Genomic DNA, 16991 nt, shown 5'->3' with positions numbered 1-16991 from the left:
ATCCCCCTCAGGTACGATAGCTTGCATTGATTTTGACATAATCATAGGATAAGTCACATCCCCAGGCCTTCCCTTTGCCTGCTCCCTGATGAAGATCCACAGTAATCTGAATGGCGGCATTGGATAAGTACTCTTTTGCTTCTTCTTCAGAAAATGCAAGTGGAACACTATTTTGCAGCATAGCTATAGGTCCGATTGCGATATCTACCGAAGACGGATCAATAGACGGCTGGCTCTGTCCGATTGCCCCTATAATTCTGCCCCAATTGGCATCCGCTCCATATACAGCAGTTTTAACAAGGTTCGAGCCAACAATCTGCTTAGCAATCATTCTTGCATCGTCATCCGTTTTTGTCCCCGATACCTCCACTTCTATCAGCTTTGTTGCCCCCTCACCATCTTTTGCAATCTGTTTGGCAAGACTTTCACTTGTTTGAGAAAGCATCTGTATAAATACATCCCAATCTGGATGTTCCGGCGAAAGTTTATTTATACCGCTGGTTCCATTGGCCATGACCATTACCATATCATTTGTTGAGGTATCTCCATCAACGGTTATCTGATTGAACGTTCGATCGGTAACCTGTTTTAATGCAAATTGCAAATCACCGCAGTCTATATTTGCATCTGTTGTGATGAACGCAAGCATGGTTGCCATATTGGGATGAATCATTCCAGACCCCTTTGCCGAACCGCCCATAGTAACGGTTTTCCCATCGATGACTGCCGAATAGCAGCACTTCTTCATCACTAAATCCGTTGTTAATATGGATGTTTGAAAATCCTCTGAATGTATTGCCTCATTGCCGGGCTTCAGCATCTTAATGCCCTCTTCTATCTTATCCATCTGCATATATTCCCCAATGACACCAGTAGAGGCAACCGCCACATGCTGCTCCTTTAAATTGAATTTATCTGCAGCTGATTTTCTCATTTGATAAGCATCCTTTAGCCCCTGGTCCCCTGTACAGGCATTGGCACATGCACTATTTACAATGACAGCCTGTATGAGGCCTTCTGCTGCAATGCTTTCCTGTGTAACTTTTAGAGGGGCAGCCTGAAAATGGCTTGTTGTATAGACAGCTGCACATTGTGCAGGAGTATCGCTTAATATAATTCCCAGGTCCTTTTTTGAATAGCGCAGCCCGGCATGAACGCCAGCTGCTGAAAAGCCTTTCGGTGTTATGATGCTGCCTGTCGGCAGTTCGGTTACTTCAGTTTGAGATACTAATTGCATTTATCTTTCCTCCTTATGGATAGAGCGGAACAAATCCGAGACCCGCTGCTTCATCCAATCCGCTCATTATATTGGCATTTTGTACAGCCTGCCCGGCAGCACCCTTCATTAAATTATCAATCACTGAAACTATTGTCAGTCTGCCCGTTCTGGAATCTACATGGACACCTATATCGCAAAAATTAGAGCCTGCCACCTCTTTGACGGAAGGGAAAGAATCTTCAGGACGAATTCGAATAAATGGTTGTTTTTCATAGACTGATTGATAAAGTTCAATAATTTGAGAAGAAGTGTATTCTTTTGTCAGCTGAACATAGCTGGTTGTCATAATTCCTCTTGTTATAGGAAGAAGATGGGTCGTGAATGTGATCGGCATTATTGCGGAATTCCAATTCAGCAGCTGCTGCTCGATCTCTGGTGTATGCTGATGCTGATTTACCTTATAAACACGCAGGTTTTCATTAGCTTCTGCATAGCTTGTTGATCTTGAAAGCGCCCTTCCTGCCCCTGAAACGCCGGATTTTGCATCGACCACAATGCTTTCTGGTTTTATTAAATTTTCTTTTACAACTGGTGCCAGACTTAGCAGAGCAGCTGTTGGATAGCACCCAGGATTAGATATGATTTCTGCGGAAGCTATTTCGTCATGATGCCACTCAGGAAGCCCATATACTGCTTTTTCTACAAGAGATTCGTTTGCAGGAGCGTGTTTATACCACTCCAGATAGGCTTGAGCCGGGATTCGAAGATCACCGGAAAGGTCAATTACCTTTATATCCTTGCCAGAAAAACTTTCAGCAAGTTTCCCTGATACTCCAGATGGCGTTGCCAGAAAAACAATATCAGATTGGTCTGCTATTTGAGCTGAATCAATCCCCTGTAAGTTCTTGTCAATAATTTCATATAGATGAGGATATTCATTCCAAATGGGGAGATTTTCTTTTGTTGAATGGATCGATATAATATTAAATTCTGGATGCTGTTTCAGGATACGGAGCAATTCCGCACCCCCATATCCGGTTGTTCCGATAATTGAAACGTTCATAATTGCTCCTTCCACACTCGATTGTATATTTAATCATTTATATACATATTTATGAATTTATGTTTCTCTTATTATAGAAACTGTAAGAAAAAATTGCAACCTATTTTACTGAAGTTTTAAAGATTTCTAATATTTATTTTTACTCGGAATATCTATTTCTGGATAAATTGAAAAACCGGCCTGGTCAGGCCGGTCATTAATTGTGAATGGCAAGTAATAACATGAAAAAGAATATGGCTGCATTCGCAATTTCATATATCCCAATTTTTTTAGGTGTAAATGATTTCCCATAAAATGCAATGGACCGAAAAAGGCTGGGAAGAAACGCTGCAGATACAATCCATCCGCCTGCCAGCAGCCAGAGAATCGGTACCGCAGCATGAAAGATCCACGAAATCCATTTGAAGGAAATGTTCCTCTTTTCCCTGATCATCGATTTTACATAGAAAGTGCTTCCGGCAAAAAATAAAATGGAAGCTGCAAATACTGTCCAGGCCAGCGGTGTAATTTCCCCATGCGGCAAGTAGCTGCTTGCAAGGCCTGCTATTGAAAATGCACAGATGGCACTAAAGTCGTTACCTAATGCCCTATCTCTATTTTTAGACGAATAGCTTGCATTAATAATAAAAAAAGGAATCATAAGAAGTCCAAAGATGATAATCGATGGCCTTACCAGTAAAGGAATTAATAGCAGTAAAATAGCCGGAACCAGATAAATAGAAGTCCACTTCGCATAAAAAGCCATTCTTTTTCTTTTAAAAAGAAGAAGGCCCGGATAAGTAGCCAGATATAATAATATCCATCCTAAAAAGAACGGGATATGAGACCAAATAATATCAGATGCAGCCGCTCCGAGCCAAAATGGCAGAATCAGCATTACCCAGGCTCCATGCTGCTTTGGCATAAATAACTTCATCTTCAATACCTCCCCGCTGCTTTCTGCCAATAATATATAATTTTCCCGGTAAATAATAAGTGAAGATTATCACTGGTAAACACATCGCCACAAAACGTTCAACTTTCAGAGAATTATAAAAAACAGCCCAAAATAAAATGGACTGTTTTGAATAATCTTATTTCCTTTTCTTACTTTCGCCCACTAAATACTCAATAATCCACTCAGTGCCTTTTGGATTATGAATGCTGAAAAACGGAGTTTCCAAATCTGCAGCCTTGTGCTTAATCACTTTATCTTCCCAGCTGAAGAGTGCACAGATATTTGTCAGTTCCTCCATAAGGTACAGATCTTCACCACTTCTGAGCAGGAGTGCTTTAGGGTATGAAGCCATTTTATGACCTTCAATAAGTACTACATCAGGCTGCAGCTGCATGGCAATCCTGATCTGTTCCTCCAGGCTCCAGCTTTTCTTCTCAGCTTGTAAAAGAAGTCTGCCGCCACCTTCAACAATTGAAGCCGCTGCTCCTGATTCAATATGACTGCTGGAATCCTTTCCTTCCGGGGTCTCGGGCTTGCCTCCATGGCCATGATGCTTAATGGCAATGACAGAAAGGCCCTTCCCTTTTAATCCGGAAATCAATTTATTTACCAAGGTTGTTTTTCCGCTGTTTTGAAAGCCGGATACCTGAAAAATGACAGGTTCCTTTACCATGGCCATTCGCTTCCTTCATGGTCCTCAAGCAATAGCACATCAACAATGTCGCCCTTGCCATAGCCTCTGGTACCGCCTGGCAGGATCATTAGTGAATTCGCGCCGGCGAGACTCATCACAATGTTTGATTTATCCACTCCGCTTGGCGCTGCCTCCAGTCTGCCTCTTGAATAGTTCACAGCAGTCCGGACAAATCGTGTAAATGGGTTTGCTTTTGGAAACTCGGCCACGAGCTCTGCTGTTTCTTTTCTTAAGTGCGGTTTCTCAGAGAACAGCATTTTCCGGATGATCGGTCTTGCAAAAAGCTCAAACCCTACATAGCAGGCAGAAGGATTTCCGGAAAGTCCAAACAGCAGCTTCCCTTCATGCTGGGCAACTGTTGTCACACTGCCGGGCCTCATCGCAACCTTGTTGAAAAGGACCTCTGCCGCAAGCTTTTCATAAATTCCCGGCAGATAATCAAAATCCCCCACAGATACGCCACCCGTAGTAATCAGCATATCCACACTGTTCAAAGCTTCCTTCACAGCATTGAAACAAGTATCAAATTCGTCAGGGAGTTTTCCATAATAAACAACTTCTGCTCCAGCCCTTTCAATTTGCGCTGCTATCATATGGGCATTGCTATTTCTGATTTTCCCCGGCTGCAGCTGTTCGTGAACTTCCAATAGCTCGGTGCCTGTTGCAAATAATCCGATAACAGGCTTCTTTGCAACCGGTACCTCGGCATAGCCAAAGGTAGCAAGAATAGCCTGAATTCCAGGGTTGATTTTTGTCCCCTTTTTAACCAGGGAATCTCCTTCCTTCGCATCTTCGCCCTTGAAGGAAACATTGTCTCCAGGATTATAGGTGCGTTTAATGGACATAAAATTCTTACCGTCTTCTTCATATGCTTTTGCCAGTTCAAGCATTACAACGGCATCACATTCTTCAGGCATTTGGGCACCAGTCATAATTCTTACTGCCTGGAATGGACCAATTTTTTTGGATGTCACATGTCCGGCGCCAATGTGGTCTACCACCTCAAATATGACGGGATTTTCCAATGAAGCTTCCTTTGTGTCTGCAGAACGGACAGCAAAACCATCATATGGTGATCGATCAAAATGAGGGACATCATGTGTCGCTTTTAAATCTTCTGCCAGAAAACGGCCGTTGCTTTCATTAATGGATACGTATTCTGCACTTCCGTTTAATTGATATGCCATGATTTTTTTTACTGCATCAGCAACAGGAATGGGAGTTCTTTTTTCCAGCATGATATCAGCTCCTATGTACTTTTCTTAACGCTTTTTCTATTTCAATTATTATAAACGTACATGAAAACTTATAACATGACAATCATCACACTTTCAGTTCCATATGTGCATGGTTTTACCCAAAGGCTGTTTTCGTAAGGTTTGTTGCTTTTTTTATATTATTTACTAAGTTGATTGTAGCGGAAGGTGCGAGATCCTCGAAAATGCATTCGCATTTTCTTCGTGCGGTGTTTACTCAACGAAGCTTATTCAAAGTCCTGCGGGAGTAGCGGGACAGGTGAGACCCCGCAGACGCGGAGCGTTGAGGAGGCTCACCGCCCGCCCCGCGGAAAGCGAGCAGCCTGGAGCGGAAATCAACGGACAACATTGATAGGCAAAGAACAACAATTTATGCGAAAATAGACTACCCAAAAAACTTTATAAAAAGCCTGCAAGTGTGATGCCCGTCACCAAATAAAAAAGGAAATTCGTTTATTCTTTAGATAGTTCACAAGATAGAAGGAGGAAAATTCAATGACCATACTGCTTACAGAAGACCCCCTGGTAAAAGATATTGTAAATGAATTTCCAAAGACAAGTGATGTTTTTAAACGTCATCGCATTGATTTTTGCTGCGGTGGAAATATTCCGCTGGTGCGTGCAGTTTCAGAGCAGTCTGCCAATATGGACGTTCTGATTAAAGAATTGAACGAGGTTATTCAGAAGGAAAACCAAACCGATGATTTAGAAGTATGGACTGACAGTACATCAGAAGTTATTATTGAACATGTCATCAAACGATATCATCGTCCTCTTGAGGAGGAACTATCCCTATTAAGCCCATATGTAACAAAGGTCTCAAGAGTCCATGGAGAAAGCCACGAGGAGCTTTTACAAGTCCATCAATTATTCTTTGAGCTGAAGCACGAGCTTCTTGAACATACTTCTAAAGAGGAAGAGTCAGTTTTTCCAATGCTTCTGAAGCTTGATGACCCCCAGGCTGAAAATCGCGAAGAAATCATCAGCTATATCCGGGAGCTTGAGAAAGAGCATGATCATGCAGGTTCAATTTTAAAGGAATTGAGGGAAATTACTTCTGATTATACTCCTCCAGCAGATGCATGCGGCTCATACCGCCTTGTGTATAAGCGGCTGGAAGATCTTGAAAGCCAAACTTTCATGCATGTTCACCTTGAAAATAACATTCTATTTCCACGGTATATATAAACATCTTGATCTGCAGCCAATAACGGCTGCAGTTTTTTTGCAGTCTAAAATACAAAATAAAAAGCCTGCCCGGCTATGTCCATTTCTCATGACACAGCAAAGCATGCTTTTTTTATCCTCCAATATAGGACATTTCAATCTTTTTCCTGCTGGCAATGGTTTCTTCAGTCCGTTCGTCTGAATATCTGTCTTTTCTTTCGTTCCAAATATTAATAATCCGATCGGTAATTTCTTCATCCGTTGCGCCTTTTCTCATAAATCCCTTCAGATCATGGCCTTCTCCATTGAAAAGGCATGTAAAAATTTGGCCGTTTGCTGACAATCTTGAACGTGTGCAGCTTGAACAGAACGATTCAGAAACAGATGTAATAAACCCAACATCCACATCAGTCCCCTTATATCGGTATCGCTTGGCAACCTCTCCGAAATAATCCGGATCTACCGGTTCCAATAAATAATGTTCCTTTAACATGTGATAAATTTCTTTTTTGGTAACAACCTCGTCCATCTTCCAGCCGTTTGTACTGCCGACATCCATGTATTCAATAAAGCGGAGCTGTAAGCCGTTATCTTTGCAGAACTTAGCCATCGGGACAATTTCAGAATCATTCAGGCCTTTTTTAACGACCATATTAAGCTTGACGCCAAGCCCTGCTTCTTTTGCTGCCTCGATTCCTTCAAGAACTGGTTTGACACCCACATTGCGTCCGTTTATTTTTCCAAACAGCTCATCATCCAGGCTGTCAAGACTGATGTTAACCCTCACCAGTCCTGCTTCCTTTAAATCTTTCGCATGCTTGGGCAGCAATACACCATTTGTGGTTAGTCCTATATCTTTTAAGCCCTCAATGTCTGAAAGCATTTTTACAAGTTTAGGCATGTCCTTTCTCATAAGCGGTTCTCCGCCTGTTAACCTGATCTTCTCCACTCCAAGGCTTATAAAAATTTTAGCCAGCCGTTCAATTTCTTCATAGCTCAGGAGCTCGTTTTTTGGAAGGAAAGCAAAATCCGGCCCAAATATTTCTGCCGGCATGCAGTATTGACAGCGGAAATTACAGCGGTCAATGACAGAAATGCGAAGGTCTCTTAAAGGTCTATTCAATTTATCTTTTACGATTGTTTTAGCCATTTCGTTCAACTCCATATAAAGAGTGACTTAAAAAAGCTTTCTATACAGATGTATATTTTAGCCTTTCCCTTAAAATAACAGAAATAACCCAGTATCTCAAATTAAGGGCTTCTACTATTAGAACATACAATCGTTTCAATGTTAATAGGGAATTGTTTGTATAATAGCAAAGACACGCCATTTCAATAGAATTTGCCACAATAAAGACACAAAAGCCGGCAATGTTTTCACTATACAAATGATATTATTGTGAAAAAAGACAGTTGTTTTATGAAGGAGGGTCAACATGCCTCGTACAGCCATTAAACCGACACATTCCATAGAGATTAAAGAGCTTCTTCATTTCGCAGACCGGCGTATGAAAACCCCCAAAGGGGCCTACATTTTTCAGGAAGGTATGGATGCTGATGAGCTTTATATTATACTTTCAGGCAAGATACAAATCAGCAAGATAACAGCAGATGGCAGAGAACTCACTTTCAGGATATGCGGAGAAAATGAAATCATTGGTGAGCTGACCCTATTTACCAGTGACCCTAAATATTTATTAAATGCTTTAGTGCTTGAAGCTGGTGAAGTTGCTGTGATAAAAAAAGATGTCCTGGAAAGGGAGATTTTTAAAAATAGTACATTAGCTTATGAATTTATGAAATGGATGAGCGACCACTTCCGTAATACACAGACCAAATTTAGAGATCTCGTCCTTAATGGAAAAAAAGGTGCCCTTTATTCAACCCTTATCAGAATGACTAACAGCTATGGCATTAAGGTTATGGGCGGCATACTCATTGATCTGCCCCTTACGAATCAAGAACTTGGGAATTTCTGCGGCACCTCCAGGGAAAGCACCAACCGGATACTGGGTGAACTGAAAAAAGACGGCATCATCACCATTCTAAATGGAAAAATCACAGTCAAAGATCTTCAATATTTAAAAAATGAAATAGGCTGTGAAAACTGCCCTGCCGTATATTGCAGCATCGAATAGGAGTGCATCTTAACTGCACTCCTCTTTCTTTTATGATTTTGCCTCTTTCTTTCTATGTGCCTTTGGAATATAGACACAAAACGGCTCGCTTTCCATATAATCCCCTGTCATGGCAAATGCCCGTGACCTGGATCCCCCGCATACATAACGGAACTCGCATAGTCCGCATTTCCCTTTATACTTATCAGGATTTCTGAGGTTTTTAAAAATTGGCGATTCCCTGTATATTTCAGCAAGTGGCTGTTCCCTTACATTCCCTGCTTTAACAGGCAGCAGCCCGCTGGGATAAACATCCCCAATATGTGAAATGAAAACAAATCCATTTCCGTCATTTACTCCTTTAGGTGCCCTGCCTAAACCATCTATAGAACCCGTTAGCCCTTGCTGTGTAAGTGCATCAAGATATTGAATGTCCTCATTCTGAGCCTTCGCTTCCTTCATTTTTTGCTGAATGACTACTCGGCGGTAATGCTGGGCAGCTGTTGTCTTGATATCGAAAGTAACTTTTTTGCTTAAGTTATACAGCCATGTAAATACCTTCTCATGTTCAACCGGAGAAATCATATCTTTTTCCTGCCCTCTTCCTGTTGGGACGAGGAAGAACACACTCCAAAGAACACATTTGAGTTCTTCGACAACCTTAGCCATTTCCTCAAGATAATCTATATTATAACGCGAAATAACTGTATTAATCTGGATTGGTATTTCAAGCTCGTGCAAATATTTAATCCTTTCGATCGTTAAATCAAAGGATCCGGAAGTACCTCTAAAATGGTCATGGATTTCCGCATTTGGCCCATCAAGGCTGAAAGCCCATCGAGCTAAGCCGACCTTTTTAGCTTTTTCAATAGCTTCTTTTGTTACATTGGGTGTCGCACTGGGCGTCATCGAAACACGCACGCCTTTTTTTACAGCATATTCGGCAATGTCGAATACATCCTGCCTCATTAATGGATCTCCACCAGTAAAAACAAGCATAGGGTTGTTCATTTCCTTGATTTGGTCAATCAAATACTTCCCTTCATCAAAAGAAAGCTCTCGCGGATCTCTCTTGTATTGCGCTTCCGCTCGGCAATGCAGACATTTTAGCTGGCATGCCCTTGTTAATTCCCATATCACAATAAAAGGGTCATTATTAAAATTTCTATCAAATCCCATTTGAAATGCCTCCTAAACAGCTCAATCCTGGCTGTTTCATCAACGCAATTTTGTCTTTCCATCGTTATTATAGGATAATCGGCATGTTAAATAAGTGAACTACCTCACATACAATGCTCATGTACAGAGTTACGTTCAAAAAATTACAAGCAAGGGCATAAAAAAACAGCTGGAAAATACTCCAGCTGTTTTTTAAGATTCAATCTTATTGTACGCCTAGTGCAATTTTTGCATAGCGGGACATTCTGTCTTTAGACCAAGGCGGGTTCCAGACAATGTTCACTTCAGTGTCCTTTACTTCTGGAATATCAGCCAAAGCTGACTTTACTTGTTCAACAATTGTTCCTGCCAAAGGACAGCCCATGGATGTAAGAGTCATATCTACTACGGCTTTCCCTTCCTCTTCCATTTTAACATCATATACTAAGCCTAAGTTTACAATATCTATCCCCAGCTCCGGGTCAACAACAAGTTCAAGCGCACCCATGATGCTGTCTTTTAAATCCTGGTCCATATCTGCAGCACTCCTTCATTATTTACTTTATCTTTATCTTAACAAATATTTAAATGAATTGAAAAAATGTTGGTTATAGATGTTCCCCGAACCATTTAACCGTTTCCAGCAGCCCTTCCCTGCTTACTTTATGCCCTGCCTGTTCATCTGATATGAACATGAGGTTTTCAGGTGAGTCACTATATAAGGGCTGAATGGTCTCATAAAATTGGTATGTATAGGAATAAGGCACAACCGGGTCTTTTTTGCCATGCCAGAACATAAGAGGCCTTCCTCCGAGTTTTTCAGGCTGAAGACTTAAATCACGCTCCCTTAAAGTCCCCAGCAGATCTGCCAGTTCTTCGCTGGAAAGCGGAATTTCAACCTTATTCTTCTTCAATTCATCCAGCTGAAGCTGTGCAAATTTTTCATAATACGGCATACCCATAAGGCTTACTGCAGCCTTGACCCACTCATACTGGGTCAAGGCGCCCAAAGTGACTATTCCTCCCATGGAGGTGCCCACAAGCCCTATTCTTCCCTGGTCGATCAAATCTGCATCCTCATAGACATCCCTGATTATGTTCAATTCCGCAATGGTATTCAGAACAATATCCCATAGCTTGAAATTTAAATCGCTGCCTGATAAACCTTCAGATCTTTCCCCATGAAGTAAAGTGTCCGGAAGCACCACCCTGAACCCTTTTTCAGCAAGCAGATAGGCATAATGCAGATTATGTTCTTTGGCACTCGTAAAGCCATGAACGAAAATAATGAATGGCAAGCGTTCCCCCTTTACTTCCTGCCTGGCAAGTTCAAGAACAGGAATTTCTTTGAAATGCTTATGTTCAATAACAACCACAGTTCTTCCTCCTAAATCTGTTAGGGCACAAGTGATTTTTTTTACAAAATTATAATAATATTGATAACATATATGTATAAAATGATTTTGTAAAAGCTTACGCTCTTGTCATGATGTAAATTCTTTCTATTTTTTCAGTTTAACATGTAGACTTTTTTTTTCCAAAACCTTTACACTTAAAAGAAAAGCGGGGCATACTTCAAGATAAGCAATTTGCTGCAGTCCGCTATCTGCAGTTTTATTCTTAAGAAAAAGTGCTGAGCGCTTAGAAGGAGATCTTATGGCAGAAAAACATTTAATTGCACTGGACCTTGATGGAACATTATTAAAAGATGACAAAACCATCTCAGCTAAAACTAAAATGATTATTCAAAAGGCACGTGAACAAGGACATGAAGTGATGATTGCCACAGGTAGGCCATATCGCTCCAGCGAAATTTACTATCGTGAAATGGGCTTGACTACGCCAATAGTCAATTTCAATGGTGCTTATATACATCATCCTAAAGATCATAATTGGGGAGTTTATCACACACCTTTGCAAATGAACGTTGCAAAGGAAATTGTCGAAGCAGTTAATAGTTATACAGTTCATAATATTGTAGCAGAAGTTATAGATGATGTTTACCTGCATTACCATGATGAAAAGCTTCTGGATATCTTCGGTTTTGGCGATCCCAAAATTACGACTGGAGATTTGCGCAATTATCTTAATGATAATCCGACAAGCATGCTGATCCATACAGATGAAGAACATGTAAAAACAATTAGAGCCCATCTTTCTGAAGTCCATGCCGAAGTGATTGACCACCGTCGCTGGGCGGCTCCATGGCATGTCATTGAAATCGTAAAAACAGGTCTGAATAAAGCCGTTGGCCTCCAAAAAGCAGCTGATTACTTCCAAATACCGCCTGAGCGGATCATAGCTTTCGGTGATGAAGACAATGATCTTGAAATGCTTGAATTTGCAGGCTACGGGATTGCCATGGGCAATGCTATAGACCAGGTTAAAAATATTGCCAATGAAGTCACCCTAACCAACGAGGAAGATGGAATCGGAATCTATCTAAATGAATTATTAAACCTTAAAGCACTGTAAGCAAATGAACAAAAAGAATTAAATAGTAATCAGTCCATTAAATTCCCTTTTTAAATCATTCCTATAGAGCATACTAAAGGATGGAGCAGCACAATGCTGCTTTAAACTCTTTCATGGAGGGGATTCGAATGGGTAAACGTAATAAATCAAAACGCTTCGTACAACAGGGTGTTGATACTGTTAGTAAGCATGATGAACGTATCCCGTACCACATGACCTATGCAGAGGCGGAAGCCCAAAAATTAGCTAATGTGAAAGAATCATCCCTCGGAGGAATATAACGATGGGAAACAGACTATTTCAGGAAGCCAGAAAATATGTGGAAATAGCTAAAAATTCTGCAGGCGAAGAAACTGTTTCCCGCGCGAAAAATGCTTTAAGTTCCGCGTTTGCCAATTCCAATGCGGCTGAACAGGCACAGCTGCGGGAGATGCAGCAGGAGCTTGAACAATATTCGCAGAATCGCTAAAAAGAAGCTGGCAGCCTCGATGGCTGCCAGCTTCTTTTTTATCTCCTTTCCAGGATAACAGGAAAGGAATTAATAATATGTCCGTCTTCATGGCTTTTTTCATATAAATGCAAAATCAATGATCCGTTTTCAGGCAGTTTATCAACAGAAATGCTTACTTTTATCTTAAAGTTCTCCCAGTTATTTGAACGTGCTGATACTCCCTTTTCAGGCAGCAGTTCATTATGGCCATCTTCAACTGTATACCATAGCTTTCCGCTTTTTAGACGCCCTTCAATTGATACTGTATAAAAGCCATTCTCTCCAGAGACCTTAACATGGCGAAAGGCAGGATTTTCTCCTGGAATATAGAAAGAGGCTTTTGATTCCGCTTTCGTCTCCATTTCTTTCCCATTTATGTTTGATGCCAAAAGCCTGGCTTTTACAATGTACTCCCCTTCCTTAACTCTTACGCCTTTGTGCCGATAATCCCATTGCTCTTTCCACACCTTAATTTCATCCGGTTTGAGGGCAACAGTCTGTATAGCCTGTAAATACGCTTTCCCTTCTGAAGAGGAATATACCTTTTCGCCCTTTTGATTGAATATATCCACATCGTAAAATTGGGAAGTCCTAAACTCAAAGCTTAGCGGGTAATTGGCATTATTCCTCAGAACTAATTCCATCTCCATGTTTTCTGTTCCTGCTTGAGGCGTTACTTTAAAATCAAATGGCATTTCCTTTTTAGAAGCTTCAAAACTTTGCAAAGGCATAGTAAAGATAATCAGAGCAGCAGCAGCCAAAAGCCGAAGCATCCTTCATCCCTCCATTCCATTTAATCCCTGCGGAAGAAACCATATACACCAGCGGTTTGGACAATATTCGTAAAAGCATTCGGATCTACTTCTTTTATAATTCTTTCAAGGTCAAATAACTCGTAACGGGTGATGACAATCATCATCATTTCCTTGTTTTCATTTGTAAAAGCCCCCTTTGCAGGAATGGTTGTAATCCCCCTGACAAGATGATCATGGATGGCTTTTTTCATTTCTTCCGATTTTTTCGTAATAATCAATGCTGTCAGTTTCTCATGTCTTGTATGAATGGCATCAATGACCCTGGTTGAGGCATATAGGGTAACAAGAGTGTATAAGGCTTTTTCCCAGCCATACAAAAAGCCGGCAGTTATTATAATAATGGCGTTAAGTGTGAAAAAATATGTACCGACAGGCTTGTCTTTCATTCGGGACAATACCATCGCGATGATATCCATCCCTCCTGTGGAAGCCCCCCATTTTAGTGTTATCCCTACGCCAACAGCCGCAATGACACCTCCAAAAACGGCATTAAGCAAAATATCCTTTGATACATGAATTACCGGTATTATTTCCAGGAAAAAAGACATTAAGAATACGCTGAGAAAACTATAAATGGTAAACGACCTTCCAACCTTTTTCCAGGCTAAAATGGTGACGGGAATATTTAGAATGAAAAGCAGGATCCCTGTTGATCCAAAATCCCCCAGAATGCTTGATAAGAGCTGGGCCACACCTGTAAAACCGCTCGCATATACATTGGCAGGTATCAGAAAAAAATTCATCGCAATCGCGTTCAATATTGCACCAATTAAAACAATAAATACTTTCTTAGTTTCTAACCAAACCATTTTTTACCCCCTGAATTTTCTTATTATTTTCTTTACCCAGTCAGTGTCATTTTCAACACAATTCATTGTTTTTTCTCCTTGATTTCTATAAACTTAATTCATATAGTTTGAAAGCAGGTGAAAGAAAATGTCAGTAAAAATTTTAGCTGACAGTGCGTGTGATCTGCCGCTAAGCTTCTATGAAGAAAATGGCGTCACACTTTTCCCATTAAAGGTTCAACTGAATGATACAGAATATGAAGATTTAGTCACCATAGAACCTAAGGATGTTTATGATGCTATCCGTGATGGCCAGGTGCCTAAAACATCTCAGGTATCCCCTCTACATTTTGAAGAAACGTTCATGAAAATGGCAGAACAAAATGAAGACGGTATTTATGTTTCTTTTTCCTCCGGACTCTCAGGTACATACCAGACCGCTGTAATGATTTTGGAGCAGGTAAAAGAGAAATACCCGGATTTCAAATTATCCATTATCAATTCCAAGGCTGCTTCATTGGGATATGGATTAATCGTGAAGGCAGCTGCTGCCAAAGCACAATCAGGTGCATCCAAGGAAGATATACAGCAAGATATCGAACTTCGCTGCCGGAACCTCGAGAGTTTATTCACTGTAAATGACCTCGAATACCTGGCAAAAGGCGGACGTGTTTCTAAAGCTTCCGCATTTCTAGGCGGACTTTTGAATATTAAACCTCTCCTAACTGTAGAAGATGGCAAACTTGTACCGATTGAGAAACTGCGCGGCAAGAAAAAGCTTCTTCGCCGCATTATTGAGCTGATGAAAGAAAATGGGACTTCGTTTGAGAACCAGACGGTCGGCATCAGCCATGCAGATGATGAAGACACAGCTCTGGAAATGCAAAGATTAATCCTGGAAGAGCTTAAAGCCAAAGAAGTCTATATTACATCCATAGGCTCTGCAATCGGTTCCCATACGGGTCCAGGAACAATTGCGGTTTTCTACCAAAAGCAAATATAAACCTTAAGTGAAGAATACATACTCCATTTCATTCTGACAGACAATATGATTGTACTTCAGTAATATTCTGAAGGATAAACCTCTTAGTATGAAAGGAGTATTATTATTATGCCGCATACTTCCGATAATGATAAAAAAGCGAAAGACAATAATGCGCTTCTTCACGAAAAAAATATGATGCGCGAGAAAAACCGCAAGGCGGGGAAAAACCAATATTCTAAAAAGACAGACCATCTATAATAATAAAACGGGCAAGCATTGGCTTGTCCGTTTTTTAGATTGTAAATTAGTCTTTCTTTATATATGTCCATCCATCTTCCTGATAAACCTTGCCTTCCTTCATAAGCCTTCCCAGAGCCCTTTTAAAAGAAGCTTTGCTTTGCTGAAAACGCTCCTGTATATCTTCTGGCGCGCTTTTATCTCCGAAAGGCATCGCACCATTGCGGCTTTCAAGATATGATAGGATTTTTTCGGAATCATCGTCCAGTGCCTCATGTTTTCTGGGAGAAAGAGAAACATTCACTGTTCCGTCCTCTTTCACATCTACAATTCTCCCATCAACTTTTTCGCCAAGACGGGGCTCCCTTTTGCGCTGGGATTCATGGATAAAGCCTTTAAAGCCTTCAGCTGTATAAATCCAGCTCCCAACCTTTGCGGTTCTATATATATGTCCGTGAATATTCTTATTAAAATCACTTTTGGCTGCCTTAATTGAAATATCTGTAATGACAGGATCAGTAGCCATTTTTACATAAATTCTGTTATTCTTATTCACCCGGAGTGTAATGTACAGCCTATCCCCTTCAATCGGCCATACAGCTTCATGTACAGGCAAATCTTCCTCCCCCAGAAGCATATCCTTCTGAATGCCAATGTTAATGAATACACCGATGCCGGGCTTTACATCACTTACATGTGCCCATCCATATGTACCAACCTGAACCTCGGGAATCACAGTTGTTGCTGCAATTCTTCCCTGTGAGTCCATATAAAGAAAAGCCTCAACTTCCTGTCCTTCTTCCAGCTTTTCATCCGTCTCATTCTGATGAAGAAGAACATCTTCCTCTCCATCCGTCAAAAAATAGCCAAATGCCGCTTCCCTTGAAACAATCAGTTTAGCAGCACGGCCTAAATTCTCTTCTAAAGCCATCCCTTTTCCTCCTTCTTGGTTTCCAGTAAACAAATATTCATTATATTAAATCTTTCCCAATTAAGATCACATAACTCCTAAAGTTGTTTGAACTGCTATATTTTACTATAATAAGGACAAGAAGTGAAACTTAAATTGTTATCTCCAAGGAGGCTGTCATGTCTAAAGAAAGCTCATTTGATATTGTATCCAAAGTTGACTTTTCTGAAGTAACCAATGCCATTAATATTGCCATGAAGGAAATCTCCACCCGCTATGACTTTAAAGGCAGCAAAAGTGATATAAAGCTGGATAAAGAAGAGCTCGTGCTTCTATCTGATGACGAATTTAAATTGGAACAGCTTAAAGATGTTTTATTGGGTAAACTGATAAAAAGGGGCATTCCTGTAAAAAATCTTGATTACAGCAAAATTGAAGGGGCATCAGGCGGAACAGTACGCCAAAGAGCAAAGCTTGTTCAGGGAATTGATAAAGAAAATGCAAAGAAGATTAATACCCTTATTAAAAACAGCGGTTTAAAGGTGAAGAGCCAGGTTCAGGATGATCAGGTCCGTGTAACTGGCAAAAACCGAGATGACCTGCAGAAGATTATTGCAGCTGTTAAAGAGGCTGATTTGACTGTAGATGTTCAATTCGTAAACTATCGGTAAGTTTAAGCA

General features: G+C 40.7%; 20 protein-coding genes. 8 read left to right on the top strand and 12 right to left on the bottom strand.

Translation table 11 applies throughout. From position 1 onward, the window contains the following. Nucleotides 1-7 precede the first annotated feature (7 nt). The 5 genes from argJ to glp form a co-directional block, all read right to left on the bottom strand. Complete coding sequence (argJ, locus tag JI665_RS01220) at nucleotides 8-1237, bottom strand: bifunctional ornithine acetyltransferase/N-acetylglutamate synthase (protein WP_206835251.1); 1230 nt, start codon at nucleotides 1235-1237, stop codon at nucleotides 8-10. Between the two features lie 13 nt (nucleotides 1238-1250). Then, nucleotides 1251-2282: an N-acetyl-gamma-glutamyl-phosphate reductase gene (gene argC, locus JI665_RS01215; RefSeq protein WP_206835248.1), complete on the bottom strand. Its 1032-nt coding sequence runs from the start codon at nucleotides 2280-2282 to the stop codon at nucleotides 1251-1253. Nucleotides 2283-2478: 196 nt separating this feature from the next. Continuing rightward, nucleotides 2479-3198 carry a YwiC-like family protein gene (locus tag JI665_RS01210; RefSeq protein WP_206835245.1) on the bottom strand — a complete coding sequence of 240 codons (720 nt, stop codon included), beginning with the start codon at nucleotides 3196-3198 and terminating at the stop codon, nucleotides 2479-2481. Between the two features lie 157 nt (nucleotides 3199-3355). Then, nucleotides 3356-3898, bottom strand: a complete 543-nt coding sequence (gene mobB / locus JI665_RS01205; RefSeq protein ID WP_206835242.1) for a molybdopterin-guanine dinucleotide biosynthesis protein B — start codon at nucleotides 3896-3898, stop codon at nucleotides 3356-3358. After that, nucleotides 3886-5151: a gephyrin-like molybdotransferase Glp gene (gene glp, locus JI665_RS01200; protein WP_206835239.1), complete on the bottom strand. Its 1266-nt coding sequence runs from the start codon at nucleotides 5149-5151 to the stop codon at nucleotides 3886-3888. Before glp ends, mobB begins: the two co-directional genes overlap by 13 nt. Nucleotides 5152-5664: 513 nt before the next feature. Between glp and ric the strand changes: the two genes are divergently transcribed. Further along, nucleotides 5665-6357, top strand: a complete 693-nt coding sequence (gene ric / locus JI665_RS01195; RefSeq protein ID WP_206835237.1) for an iron-sulfur cluster repair di-iron protein — start codon at nucleotides 5665-5667, stop codon at nucleotides 6355-6357. A 112-nt stretch (nucleotides 6358-6469) separates the two neighbouring features. Here ric and moaA read toward each other — a convergent pair whose 3' ends face one another. Then, nucleotides 6470-7486 (bottom strand): GTP 3',8-cyclase MoaA, encoded by a 1017-nt coding sequence (gene moaA / locus JI665_RS01190; RefSeq protein WP_206835235.1) that lies wholly within the window; start codon nucleotides 7484-7486, stop codon nucleotides 6470-6472. Nucleotides 7487-7772: 286 nt separating this feature from the next. Between moaA and JI665_RS01185 the strand changes: the two genes are divergently transcribed. Then, nucleotides 7773-8474, top strand: a complete 702-nt coding sequence (locus JI665_RS01185) for a Crp/Fnr family transcriptional regulator (protein ID WP_206835231.1) — start codon at nucleotides 7773-7775, stop codon at nucleotides 8472-8474. A 30-nt stretch (nucleotides 8475-8504) separates the two neighbouring features. On the opposite strand, the gene JI665_RS01180 is transcribed toward JI665_RS01185, so the two are convergent. From JI665_RS01180 to JI665_RS01170, 3 genes are all read right to left on the bottom strand, one after another. After that, entirely contained in the window at nucleotides 8505-9632 is a 1128-nt protein-coding gene (locus JI665_RS01180) for a TIGR04053 family radical SAM/SPASM domain-containing protein (protein ID WP_206835228.1), read from the bottom strand. A 205-nt stretch (nucleotides 9633-9837) separates the two neighbouring features. Next, entirely contained in the window at nucleotides 9838-10146 is a 309-nt protein-coding gene (locus tag JI665_RS01175) for a metal-sulfur cluster assembly factor (RefSeq protein ID WP_009331252.1), read from the bottom strand. A 73-nt stretch (nucleotides 10147-10219) separates the two neighbouring features. Beyond that, nucleotides 10220-10987 carry an alpha/beta fold hydrolase gene (locus JI665_RS01170; RefSeq protein WP_206835226.1) on the bottom strand — a complete coding sequence of 256 codons (768 nt, stop codon included), beginning with the start codon at nucleotides 10985-10987 and terminating at the stop codon, nucleotides 10220-10222. 280 nt (nucleotides 10988-11267) lie between these two features. Here JI665_RS01170 and JI665_RS01165 point away from each other — a divergent pair, with 280 nt between their 5' ends. From JI665_RS01165 to JI665_RS01155, 3 genes are all read left to right on the top strand, one after another. Then, nucleotides 11268-12086, top strand: a complete 819-nt coding sequence (locus JI665_RS01165; RefSeq protein WP_206835223.1) for a Cof-type HAD-IIB family hydrolase — start codon at nucleotides 11268-11270, stop codon at nucleotides 12084-12086. A 128-nt stretch (nucleotides 12087-12214) separates the two neighbouring features. Then, on the top strand, nucleotides 12215-12367 hold the full coding sequence (locus JI665_RS01160) for a hypothetical protein (protein WP_009331255.1): 153 nt from the start codon (nucleotides 12215-12217) through the stop codon (nucleotides 12365-12367). A 2-nt stretch (nucleotides 12368-12369) separates the two neighbouring features. Continuing rightward, entirely contained in the window at nucleotides 12370-12555 is a 186-nt protein-coding gene (locus tag JI665_RS01155; protein WP_206835221.1) for a DUF3813 domain-containing protein, read from the top strand. A gap of 38 nt (nucleotides 12556-12593) precedes the next feature. On the opposite strand, the gene JI665_RS01150 is transcribed toward JI665_RS01155, so the two are convergent. Further along, nucleotides 12594-13349, bottom strand: coding sequence for a BsuPI-related putative proteinase inhibitor (locus JI665_RS01150; RefSeq protein WP_206835219.1), 756 nt, complete (start codon nucleotides 13347-13349; stop codon nucleotides 12594-12596). Between the two features lie 20 nt (nucleotides 13350-13369). Beyond that, entirely contained in the window at nucleotides 13370-14200 is an 831-nt protein-coding gene (locus tag JI665_RS01145; protein WP_009331258.1) for a YitT family protein, read from the bottom strand. A gap of 127 nt (nucleotides 14201-14327) precedes the next feature. Here JI665_RS01145 and JI665_RS01140 point away from each other — a divergent pair, with 127 nt between their 5' ends. Both JI665_RS01140 and JI665_RS01135 read left to right on the top strand, forming a co-directional pair. Then, entirely contained in the window at nucleotides 14328-15182 is an 855-nt protein-coding gene (locus tag JI665_RS01140; protein WP_206835217.1) for a DegV family protein, read from the top strand. Nucleotides 15183-15290: 108 nt separating this feature from the next. After that, nucleotides 15291-15422: a DUF3941 domain-containing protein gene (locus JI665_RS01135; RefSeq protein WP_009331260.1), complete on the top strand. Its 132-nt coding sequence runs from the start codon at nucleotides 15291-15293 to the stop codon at nucleotides 15420-15422. A 46-nt stretch (nucleotides 15423-15468) separates the two neighbouring features. Here JI665_RS01135 and JI665_RS01130 read toward each other — a convergent pair whose 3' ends face one another. After that, a complete protein-coding gene (locus JI665_RS01130; RefSeq protein WP_206835215.1) occupies nucleotides 15469-16332 on the bottom strand; it encodes a CvfB family protein in 864 nt (287 codons plus the stop codon). 158 nt (nucleotides 16333-16490) lie between these two features. Between JI665_RS01130 and JI665_RS01125 the strand changes: the two genes are divergently transcribed. After that, entirely contained in the window at nucleotides 16491-16982 is a 492-nt protein-coding gene (locus JI665_RS01125; protein ID WP_159866208.1) for a YajQ family cyclic di-GMP-binding protein, read from the top strand. Nucleotides 16983-16991 lie beyond the last annotated feature (9 nt).

The sequence above is a fragment of the Bacillus sp. NTK034 genome, from assembly GCF_017303275.1.
Taxonomy (GTDB): domain Bacteria; phylum Bacillota; class Bacilli; order Bacillales; family Cytobacillaceae; genus Cytobacillus.
This window is presented reverse-complemented; position numbering and strand designations above follow the sequence as displayed.